The organism is Streptomyces sp. NPDC060198, from assembly GCF_042728415.1.
Taxonomy (GTDB): domain Bacteria; phylum Actinomycetota; class Actinomycetes; order Streptomycetales; family Streptomycetaceae; genus Streptomyces.
This window is the reverse complement of record NZ_JBHWZJ010000243.1, coordinates 1-11,078: the sequence shown is the minus strand read 5'-3', so window position 1 is coordinate 11,078 and position 11,078 is coordinate 1. Positions and strand designations below refer to the sequence as shown.

General features: G+C 70.7%; 6 protein-coding genes. All 6 read left to right on the top strand.

All coding sequences use genetic code 11. The annotated features are described in order from the left end of the window. Positions 1-447 precede the first annotated feature (447 nt). The 6 genes from leuS to ACFWEP_RS24650 all read left to right on the top strand — a co-directional run bounded on the left by leuS (position 448) and on the right by ACFWEP_RS24650 (position 10,885). Positions 448-3,321 (top strand): leucine--tRNA ligase, encoded by a 2,874-nt coding sequence (gene leuS / locus ACFWEP_RS24675; protein WP_387372964.1) that lies wholly within the window; start codon positions 448-450, stop codon positions 3,319-3,321. A gap of 254 nt (positions 3,322-3,575) precedes the next feature. Then, the gene (locus ACFWEP_RS24670) at positions 3,576-4,331 is read left to right on the top strand and encodes a hypothetical protein (RefSeq protein WP_387372963.1); all 756 of its coding nucleotides are present in this window, start codon (positions 3,576-3,578) and stop codon (positions 4,329-4,331) included. 265 nt (positions 4,332-4,596) lie between these two features. Beyond that, the gene (locus ACFWEP_RS24665; protein WP_387372961.1) at positions 4,597-5,442 is read left to right on the top strand and encodes a DegV family protein; all 846 of its coding nucleotides are present in this window, start codon (positions 4,597-4,599) and stop codon (positions 5,440-5,442) included. 122 nt (positions 5,443-5,564) lie between these two features. Continuing rightward, positions 5,565-6,740, top strand: coding sequence for a helix-hairpin-helix domain-containing protein (locus tag ACFWEP_RS24660; protein WP_387372959.1), 1,176 nt, complete (start codon positions 5,565-5,567; stop codon positions 6,738-6,740). Further along, complete coding sequence (locus ACFWEP_RS24655) at positions 6,737-9,106, top strand: ComEC/Rec2 family competence protein (protein WP_387372957.1); 2,370 nt, start codon at positions 6,737-6,739, stop codon at positions 9,104-9,106. The genes ACFWEP_RS24660 and ACFWEP_RS24655 overlap by 4 nt, the downstream gene beginning before the upstream one ends. 216 nt (positions 9,107-9,322) lie before the next feature. Then, positions 9,323-10,885: a serine/threonine-protein kinase gene (locus ACFWEP_RS24650; protein WP_387372955.1), complete on the top strand. Its 1,563-nt coding sequence runs from the start codon at positions 9,323-9,325 to the stop codon at positions 10,883-10,885. Positions 10,886-11,078 lie beyond the last annotated feature (193 nt).

Here is an 11,078-nt window from a genome sequence, read left to right as displayed (position 1 = left end):
TCCGAATCGGATGACCCGCCTTCTCCGTTCTCCCGTCTTCTTCGTTCCCTTGCAGCCCTTGCCGCCTTGCCGGCTTCCCGTAGTTGAGGGCCCCGACCTCCCGGTCGTCTCCCGCGCCTTCCGTTTCCTGGCCGCCCTCCCCTCTGCTCCAGTCCCTCCGGCCGCCCCGCACCCTTCCGCTTCCCGGTCGGCCCTCCCGCGCTCGCCGGCCGGCAGTCCGGTCGGTGGCCGCTCCCGGTGGGGCTCCGGCCCTGTGCGGTACCCTGACGCCATGCGTGCCGTACGCCTTCTGCTTAGCGAGCCGCGCTGATCACTACCGACCGGTGAGAACGCCTGGTCGGACTCGGCGCGGCGTCCCCTCCTGTGCGAGGGGATTTTTCGTTTCCGTAGACGCGCGTCCTTCGACGTGGGCGCCGGCAGATGACGATCGATGGAGCTTTGAGGATCATGAGCGAGACGAATTCCGCAGCCGAGACGGCTGCGCCGCACCGCTACACGGCGGCGATGGCCGCCGACATCGAGGCACGCTGGCAGGACTTCTGGGACGCCGAGGGCACGTACGAGGCGCCCAACCCGACCGGCGACCTGGCGGGCGACCCGGAGCTGGTCGCCAAGCCCAAGAAGTTCATCATGGACATGTTCCCGTACCCCTCGGGTGCGGGTCTGCACGTCGGCCACCCGCTGGGCTACATCGCCACCGACGTGTACGCGCGCCACCAGCGGATGTCCGGCCACAACGTCCTGCACACCCTGGGCTTCGACGCCTTCGGCCTGCCCGCCGAGCAGTACGCCGTACAGACCGGCACGCACCCGCGGATCTCCACCGAAGCGAACATGGAGAACATGCGGGCCCAGCTGCGCCGGCTGGGCCTGGGCCACGACAAGCGCCGCTCGTTCGCCACGATCGAGGCGGACTACTACAAGTGGACCCAGTGGATCTTCCTGCAGATCTTCAACTCCTGGTACGACACCGACGCCGACAAGGCCCGCCCGATCGCCGAGCTGGTCGCCCTGTTCGAAAGCGGTGAGCGGTCCACGCCGGACGGCCGTGCCTGGCAGGACCTGTCCGCCGTCGAGCGCGCCGACCTGCTGAGCGAGTACCGCCTGGCGTACGCCTCCGACGCCCCGGTCAACTGGTCGCCGGGTCTGGGCACCGTGCTGGCCAACGAGGAGGTGACCGCCGACGGACGCTCCGAGCGCGGTAACTTCCCGGTCTTCAAGGCCAAGCTGCGCCAGTGGAACATGCGCATCACCGCCTACGCCGACCGGCTGCTGAACGACCTGGACGGCCTGGACTGGCCGGACGCCATCAAGCTGCAGCAGCGCAACTGGATCGGCCGCTCCGAGGGCGCGCGCGTCGACTTCCCCGTCGACGGCGCCGGTGCGATCACCGTCTTCACCACCCGCCAGGACACCCTGTTCGGTGCCACCTACATGGTGCTGGCGCCCGAGCACGAGCTGGTCGAGCGGATCATCCCGGCAGCCTGGCCCGAGGGCACCCATCCGGTCTGGACGGGCGGCCACGCCACGCCCGCCGAGGCCGTCAACGCCTACCGCAAGCAGGCCGCCGCCAAGTCGGACGTCGAGCGCCAGGCCGAGGCCAAGGACAAGACCGGCGTCTTCACCGGCGCGTACGCGACCAACCCGGTCAGCGGAGACCAGGTACCCGTCTTCATCGCCGACTACGTCCTGATGGGCTACGGCACCGGCGCGATCATGGCGGTCCCGGCGCACGACACTCGTGACTTCGCGTTCGCCCGCGCCTTCGAGCTGCCGATGCGCTGTGTCGTGGAGCCCTCGGACGACCGTGGCACCGACACGGCCACGTGGGACGACGCCTTCTCCTCGTACGAGGCGAAGCTGGTCAACTCCTCGAACGACGAGATCTCGCTGGACGGCCTGGGTGTCGTGGACGCCAAGGCGAAGATCACCGAGTGGCTGAAGGAGCACGGTGTCGGCGAGGGCACCGTGAACTTCCGGCTGCGCGACTGGCTGTTCAGCCGGCAGCGCTACTGGGGCGAGCCCTTCCCGATCGTCTACGACGAGGACGGCGTCGCCCACCCGCTGCCCGAGTCGATGCTGCCGCTGGAGCTGCCGGAGGTCGAGGACTACTCGCCGCGCACCTTCGACCCGGACGACGCGGACACCAAGCCGGAGCCGCCGCTGTCGCGGAACGCCGACTGGGTCAACGTCACCCTGGACCTGGGCGACGGCAACGGACCGCGCAAGTACCGGCGCGAGACCAACACCATGCCGAACTGGGCCGGTTCCTGCTGGTACGAGCTGCGCTACCTGGACCCGAACAACGAGTCCGCGCTGGTCGACCCGGCGATCGAGCAGTACTGGATGGGCCCGCGCGAGGGACAGCCGACCGGCGGCGTCGACCTGTACGTCGGTGGCGCCGAGCACGCCGTGCTGCACCTGCTGTACGCGCGTTTCTGGTCCAAGGTGCTGCACGACCTGGGCCACGTCTCGTCCGCCGAGCCGTTCCACAAGCTGTACAACCAGGGCATGATCCAGGCGTTCGTCTACCGTGACGCCCGGGGCATCCCGGTGCCGGCCGCCGAGGTCGAGGAGCGGGACGGACAGTTCTTCTACCAGGGCGAGAAGGTCAGCCGCGTCCTGGGCAAGATGGGCAAGTCCCTGAAGAACGCCGTCACCCCGGACGAGATCTGCGCCGAGTACGGCGCGGACACCCTGCGCCTGTACGAGATGGCGATGGGCCCGCTGGACGTGTCGCGTCCCTGGGACACCCGCGCCGTGGTCGGCCAGTACCGCCTGCTGCAGCGGCTGTGGCGCAATGTCGTCGACGAGGAGACCGGCCAGGTCACCGTCGTGGACACGGAGCCCGGTGAGGACACGCTGCGCGCGCTGCACAAGGCGATCGACGGCGTCACCCAGGACATGGCCGGAATGCGCTTCAACACGGCCATCGCCAAGGTAACCGAGCTGAACAACCACCTGACCAAGACGGGCGGCCCGCTGTCCCGTTCGGTGGCCGAGCGCCTGGTCCTGCTGGTGGCCCCGCTGGCCCCGCACGTCGCCGAGGAGCTGTGGCGCCGGCTGGGCCACACCGACTCGGTCGTGCACCAGGACTTCCCGGTGGCCGACCCGGGTTACGTCGTGGACGAGACCGTCACCTGCGTCGTCCAGGTAAAGGGCAAGGTCAGGGCCCGTCTGGAGATCTCCCCGTCCATCACGGACGCCGAGCTGGAGGCGCTGGCCCTGGCCGACGCCTCCGTGGTCGCCGCCCTGGGCGGGGCCGAGATCCGCAAGGTGATCGTGCGGGCTCCGAAGCTGGTCAACATCGTCCCCGCGTGACCGCCCTCGCGTGAGGCGCCGGGATCCTGGGTAGAGCGCTCGGTGCGAGGCGCCATTCGGGGCCCAGGGCCGCCGGGCACGGTTGCCAGGGCTTTCCCCTACGGGCAGGTTGGGGGTTCCGACGGAACCCTCGGCCTGCCCGTTGCGTTTACGGTGGAGGGGCGGCCGTCACCGGTGGCCGCCCGAGCCGTGTGCGACCAGCTTCCCGATCCGACTTCCCGGTCCGATCGGCCGTCGACTGCCGAGGGGCGTTCATGGAGACCCTGCTCTTGATCCTGACGCTGCTCTTCGCCGCGTTCGTGGCCCTCGGCGTGTACGCCGGGGTGAAAGCCGTCAAGGCGGCGAAGCGGGGCGTCGACAGGACCCTCACCCAGGCCCGTCGGACGGTCGAGGAGACCACCCTGCGGGCGAAGAGCTACGGCCAGCCCGGTGTCAGCGGCGAGCTGGCGCAGCTGAGGCTCTCCCTGCGTACCGCGATGCGTGCCACCCAGGAGACCCTGGGGGCCTCGGTCGCCGAGGACGCCTCGTTGTCGGAGTCCGTGGGGCTCTTCCAGCGGCTCAGCGCGCACGGCCGCGAACTGGACGACGAGCTGAGGCGGCTGGAGCGGGAGCCCGACCGGGCGACGCTGGCGCAGCTGATGCCCGGACTGCGGGAGCGCACGGAACGCATCACGCGGTCCGCCGACTCGCTGCGCTGGGCGGCCCGGGACCGGGCCAGGCGGTTCGCCGACGACGACCTGGACGCCCTCAACGCGCAGATCGACGTGGAGGCCGGGGCGCTGCGGCACTGGACGGACGAGGAGCCGGGGACGGCACCCCGGTCGTCCCAGCAGTCTCCTCCGTCTCACTCGTCTTCTCCGCCTCCTCCGTCCCAGGCGCCTCGGTCCGATGCGGCCCGGGGCTCCGGTCCCGCCGGGTCGGGGGCGGGGCGGGAGCTGCCGGAGTCCGGCCCCGCCGGGTGGATCGGCCGGCCGTGGCAGAAATCGGCCCGGCCGGAGACGACGAACTGAGAGCCGACGGGAACGGCCCGGCCGGTTCCCTTCCGGCGGTCCGGTTCAGCGGTCCCGGGCGGCGGTCTTGTGCGCCGGTTTCCGGTTTCGTCGAGCGGTCCCGGTCAGCGGTCTCGTCCGGTGGCCTGAGAAGGGGACGGACGGGGCATGCGGAGTGATGGGTGGTGTCCCCACAGGTGGCAAGATGCCTCCCGCACCGTCCCTGAAGGTCAGCGGCCCGGGGTCGGGCTGCCGCACCACTGCCCCGGAAGGTAATCTCCGGCTCATGTCCCGCCATGTCGCGATCGTTACCGATTCAACGGCCTACTTGCCTCCCCGGACGATGGAGCGGCACGGCATCACCGCGGTGCCGCTGACCGTCGTCCTCGGCGACCAGGCGTTGGAGGAGGGCACGGAGATCTCGGCCCGTTCGCTCGCGGTGGCACTCCAGAAGCGTCGTTCGGTGACCACGTCGCGTCCCAGCCCGGAGGTCTTCGCCGAGACGTACCGGGCGGCGGCCGAAGCGGGCGCGACCGGAGTCGTCTCGCTGCACCTGTCCGCCGAGTTCTCGGGGACGTACGACGCCGCGCTCTTGGCGGCGAAGGAAGCTCCGGTGCCGGTGCGCGTGGTGGACACCGGGATGGTCGCCATGGCCCTCGGCTTCTGCGCGCTGGCGGCGGCCGAGGCCACGGAGTCTGGCGGCGGCCTGGACGAAGCGGTACTGGCGGCCGAGCGGCGGGCCCGCGTCACCTCCGCGTACTTCTACGTGGACACCCTCGACTACTTGCGCCGGGGCGGCCGGATCGGGGCGGCCCAGGCACTGTTCGGGTCCGCGCTCGCCGTGAAGCCACTGCTCCAGCTCGACGGCGGGCGCATCGAACTGCTGGAGAAGGTGCGGACGGCCTCCAAGGCCATCGCCCGGCTGGAGGAGATCGTCGCCGACCGCGCCGGTACGGGTGCGGTGGACATCGCGGTGCACCACCTCGCCGCCCCGGACCGGGCCGAGCGGCTCGCGGAGCGCCTGCGGGAGCGGGTACCAGGACTCGTGGACCTGCATGTCAGCGAGGTCGGCGCGGTGATCGGAGCGCACACGGGGCCGGGGCTGCTCGGCGCGGTGATTTCGGCGCGGTGACCGATCGGCTCCTCGTCCGTCGTCCCTCCGGCGAGTGATGGAGTTATCCACAACTGGGCGGTTTTCCACGGAAATCGGGGCTGCTCAGCGAGTTCGTGCGGGAGTGCCTAACGTCCTGAGGCATGGCTCTTCGATCAGCACCTCCGCGTCCGTTCTCCTCCGCGCCCGTCCTCGACGTCCCGGCTCTTCCCGGCTCCGCGAAACCCCCGCGGGCTGACCCCGCTCATGCCACCGGCGCTCCGGTCGCCGACGCTGCCGTCGCCGTTTCCGGCGCGGGCCCGGGACGCCGCGCCAGGGGGCGGCCGACCGAGGAGACGGCGGCTGCCGCGCGCCGGAGGGCCGACGCGTTGCTCGGCGATGCGCTGCCCGCCGACGCCTTGCCCGTCCGTGCGGTGGAGGCCGACGCCTCGGTCGTCCGTGCGGTGGAGGCGGATGCCTCGGTCGTCCGTGCGGTGGAGGCCGAGGGGGAGGAGGGGGCCGGGACCCGGACCCGTGCCGCCCGGATCCGTGCCGCCCGGATCCGTGCGGGCGACGAGCCTCGGCAGGCGCGGACGGGAGCGCCGAGTCGGAGCGCGTCCGCTCTTCGCGAGCGGTTACCCCTATGGCTCCAGCTCCGCTGCGGCCTCGAACCGAGGACGGTGACCGCCCTCGGCGTGGTCCTGGCCGGCCTCGCGGTCCTGGCGGGGGCACACTTCTGGTCGGCCGGGCCGAAGAGCGTGCGCGTGCCCGACGCGGTGCGGGTGGCGGCCGAGGGGTCCGCCGTGGCGCGGACGGAGAACGCCGGTGCGGATCCGGTGCCGTCACCACCGTCCCCGCCGGCACGGCCGCCGTCCGTCACCACTCCCGACACCATGGCGGCCGACCGGATCGTGGTCGACGTCAACGGCAAGGTGCGGCGGCCGGGAGTCCAGCACCTGAAGGCCGGAGCGAGAGTCGCCGACGCGCTGCACGCCGCCGGGGGCGTGCTCGCGGGGACGGACACCACCGGTCTCAACCGCGCCCGGATCCTCGTGGACGGTGAACAGGTGGTGGTCGGACTCCCCATGGCTCCGCAGCCCTCGGGCACGGCCGGGGCGCCGGGGCAGGGCGACGGCGCGGTGCAGGCCGGTCCGCTGAGCCTCAACACCGCCACCGCCGAGCAGTTGGAGACGCTTCCGGGGGTCGGGCCGGTCCTGGCCCAGCACATCGTCGACCACCGCCTGGAGCACGGGGCATACGGCTCCGTGGACGAGCTGCGGGAAGTCACGGGCATCGGTGACCGGCGCTTCGCCGATCTCCAGCCCCTGGTACGGCCATGACCCGGGGCGTCGGCCCGGCGGCCTGTGCGAGCGCGGGGCCCGGCCGCCCGGTGGGCTCCGCCCGCACCCGCACCCGCACCCGCGCCGGCACCGGTTCGGGTGCGGGGCAGGAAGGGCCGGCGGATCTGAGGCTGGTACTTCCGGCTCTCGCCGCCTGGGCGTCGGCCGCGCTCTGTCTCGTCCTGCCGGGGGCATGGACGGCGGCCGGGGTCGTGGTCTGTCTCGTGGCGGCCCTGACGCTCCTGCGCGCCGCGCGAGGCAAGAGGGGCGGGCGGCCCGACGGGAGGATCGCCGTGAGCGCCGTACTGCTGTGCGCGGCGGCCGGTGCCGCTTCGGCGGGGCTGCACGGGGCCGATGTGCGCCGGGGTCCGGTACCGGGGCTGGCGCGGACGCACACGGAGGTGGAAGTGGAGGTGAGGGTCACCGCCGACCCGGTACGGACCCGGGCCCAGGTGCGCGGCAGCAGGAGCATGCCGGCCCTGCTGCTGATCGACGCCGAGATCACCCGGCTCGCACTCCCGGGGGCCCGTTCCGGCTCCCGCTCGGGCACCGCTGCCCGCCCCGGTCCCGGCCTGGTCTCCGGTCCCGGCGGGGACGTGTACCGGCTCCGCACGCCGGTCGTCCTGATGGTGTCGCCCGGGGCCGCGACGAGGGCGTGGCAGGGCCTGCTGCCCTCCACCGGTCTGCGGATCAGCGGCCGGCTCGTCCCCCCGATGCGCGAGGGCGAGCGGAGTGCGGCCACTCTGCGGGTGACCGCGGGTGCTGCGCCACGGATCGTCGCCGGACCCGCGTTCACGCAACGTGCGGCGGGGAAGTTGCGCGAGGGGCTGCGCCGGGCGACCGAGGACCTCGGCCCGGACGCCCGGGCGCTGCTGCCGGGGCTGGTGGTGGGGGACACCTCGCGCGTCCCGACCGAACTGCACGACGCCTTCCGGTCCACCGATCTCACCCATCTCCTGTCTGTTTCGGGATCGAATCTCGCAATCTTGATCTTTCTGCTGATCGGCCCTCCGAGTGCCGCGCTGAGTGCGGAGCGGCGAGGTCTCGCACCCCGGTTGGGGCTGACTCTGCGTGCGACCGCGCTCATCGGCGGCCTGATCACCCTCGCTTTCGTGATCGTCTGCCGTCCGGAGCCGAGCGTGCTGCGCGCGGCGGCGTGCGGACTGATCACGCTCCTGGCCATCGGGACCGGCCGGCGCAGAACCCTGATTCCCGCGCTGGCGGCGGCAGTTCTGCTGCTGGTGCTGTACGACCCGTGGCTGACCCGGAGCTACGGCTTCCTGCTCTCCGTCCTCGCGACCGGATCGCTGCTCACCGTCGCGCCGCGCTGGGGAGCGGCTCTGTGCCGGAAAGGGGTGCCGCCCAGGCTCGCCGGGGTACTGGCCGCCGCAGCGGCGGCACAAGTCGCCTGCGCGCCCGTCATCGTGGTGCTGGCCTCCCGGGTGAGCCTGGTGGCGATCCCGTGCAACCTGCTCGCCGAGTTCGCGGTGGCGCCCGCGACGGTCCTCGGGTTCGCCGTGCTCGCCGTGGCGCCGGTGTCGATGCCAGCGGCACAGATGCTGGCCCGGATCGCGGGGTGGCCGGTGGAGTGGATCGCGGGCGTCGCCAGAACGGGTGCCGGGCTGCCCGGCGCGGAGACGGCCTGGCCCGGCGGCTGGGGAGGGGCCGGGCTGCTCGCCGGGATCACCCTGCTCGTGGTGCTGGGCGCCCGCCGCTCGGGTCGGCACCCCTGGATCTGCTCGGCCGCCGCCCTGCTCCTGGTGCTCGCGGTGTTCAGACCCGTGCCGTTGACCCGCATGGTGACGGGATGGCCTCCGCCCGACTGGGCCTTCGCCATGTGCGACGTCGGTCAGGGCGACGCGCTGGTGCTCGCGGCCGGGGACGGAGCCGGGGTCGTCGTGGACGCCGGGCCCGAACCGGCACCGGTCGACCGGTGCCTGCGGGAGCTGGGCGTGAGACGGGTGCCGCTGCTGGTGCTGACCCACTTCCACGCGGACCATGTGCGCGGGCTGCCCGGCGTACTACGGGGGCGGTCGGTGGGGGCGGTCCAGACCACCGGCCTCGAACAGCCCCCGGAGCAGGCGGCGTTCGCGCGGAGGGGCGCAGCCGCGGCGGGAGTGCCGGTCATTCCGGCGGCCGCCGGGGAGCACCGGCGCATCGGGGCCCTGGACTGGCAGGTCCTTTGGCCGGGAGCGGCGGGGACGAGGGCGAAGGGGGCGGCCGCCGGCGTACCGGAGGAGCCGAACGACTCCAGCGTCACCCTGCTGGTCACGGCGCGTGGCGGTCTGCGGCTGCTCCTTCTGGGGGACCTCGAACCCCCGGCCCAGCAAGGGCTGATTGAGGATTTCAGTCGCGGATGGCACTAGATGTGGATGCTGACCTGCGGTGGCGAAGAGGGTTTTCAGAGCTAGTTGGCGCTGAATATCGATGACGGATGGCACTCTGTACAGGTTTCTGTCCTGACGGCACCCCGCGCTCAGTCGCGTGCGTCGTCCGTGCGGCCGTGTCTTCCATGTCCACGAAGTACGGGACCGCGAGATAATTGGCGTCATGAGGTCAACTATTCGCGTATGGTTGACCTCATGACAGCTAATATCAGGCCGTTCGTTCGCATCGGCGGAGTCTCGGAAGTGGCGGCGGAACTTGGAGTCAGCCGACAGCAGGTCGCCAAGCTCCGTCAGGGCGATGACTTCCCGGCCCCCGTGGCGGTCCTCAGTGCTGGCGAGATCTGGGATCTTGACGTCATCCGGCGTTGGGGGAGCAGCGGACTGAGGCGAGGGGCGGGGCGACCCGCCCCTGCCGGAAAGCCGCGCTCCGTCGGGCGCCGTTTCGAGATCGGGGCGGAGATCGGAGGCGGCGGGTTCGCGGTCGTGTTCGGCGCGCGTGACCTGAAGGCGGCCGAGGATGATCGGGTGGCGGTTAAGGTCTTGCAGCAGACGCATGCACTCGACGCGGATACTGTCGCCCGGTTCGAGCGGGAACTTCGCCTGATGTCCACGCTCGGCCATCCGAATGTTATGACGCTGCTAGCGAGCGGGAAGGACGATGAGCTGGGCCTCTGGTATGCAATGCCGCTCGCACGAGGTGTTCTTTCCGATGAGGTCAGCGGTGTCATGAAGGCCGAGGATGTGGCCGTCGTGATGCGGGAGATCTGTGCTGGTCTTGCGTATATCCACAGCGAGGGGGTTCTCCACCGTGATCTCAAACCAGCGAATGTGCTGCGGACTTCAGAGGGAGTCTGGGCCATTGCTGATTTCGGATTCGCGCGAGTGGTGGAGGAGAGTGGCCTCCTGACTTCTACCTTCGATGGCATGGGCACTAGGTTTTATGTCGCTCCTGAGCAGTGGAGGGACGCGAAGCATGTTGATGAGCGTGCGGACATCTACTCCGCAGGCAAGATCATGCAGGCGCTCCTGACGGGAAGCACTCCGGTGGACGATGACGTGCCAGCCGGGCCCCTGAGGTCCGTGGTTCAGCGTGCGATCTCTCAGGACCGCACTCGGCGCCACGGCAGTGCGACCGAGTTGCTGGCTGCCATCGAAGCGGCGGTCGCCCCGGCGCCGTCCGGGCGATGGGAAACCGCCGAGGAGAAGGCGGAGCGTCTGCGCCCCCGACTGAAGGCCGGTCGAATCGCGGATGAAGCCGCCCTAGACGAGTTCGTCCGCTGGGCAGACGAACTGGATTTCAGTGATTACGAGGACATGGGGGACTTCTCCTGGGCCCTTAGTGGTCTGCCGTCGGGCTCCGTGGAGTGGTGGTGGGAGCAGAACCCTGAAGGATTCACTGGCGTCTTCCAGGCGTTCACGAATCGCTTGGAGGGAGCTTTTGATTTCGGGAGGTGTGACGCTCTTGCGAACTTCGCTCGCCGTGCTGTGGACGTTACGAACGATCCGATCATCCTGCGCGAGGCGATTCGTGGACTCACCCATCTCGGCACCTATCACAATCGCTGGCATGTTCGTGATGTGGCCGTCGCTATTCTGCAGAAAATCCGGACGCCTGAGGATGCGGTCGCTGCTCTGGAAGGGCTTCGCATGGCAGGGAAGTCGGCCGCCGAGTGGACTGTTGGCAGTGCGGTAACGCGAACTCTGCATCCGCAGCTGCGAACCGGACTTGGCGCATTTCTCAAGTCCGACGACAGCTGACGGCGGGGCCGCTCCGGGGATTCATCCCGATCGAGAGTGGTGGCCTGCAGCGATGCTGGTGGACCTGTCTGCGCTGTTTGAGCTGACAGTTAATGAGGGGTGGCACCCTAGCGAGGTTTCAGCGTTTCTGGCACCTGTTTGATCAAACCTCTCCGTCCCCCGCGCTCGCGCTTGTCTGCTGCTCTCATGGAGC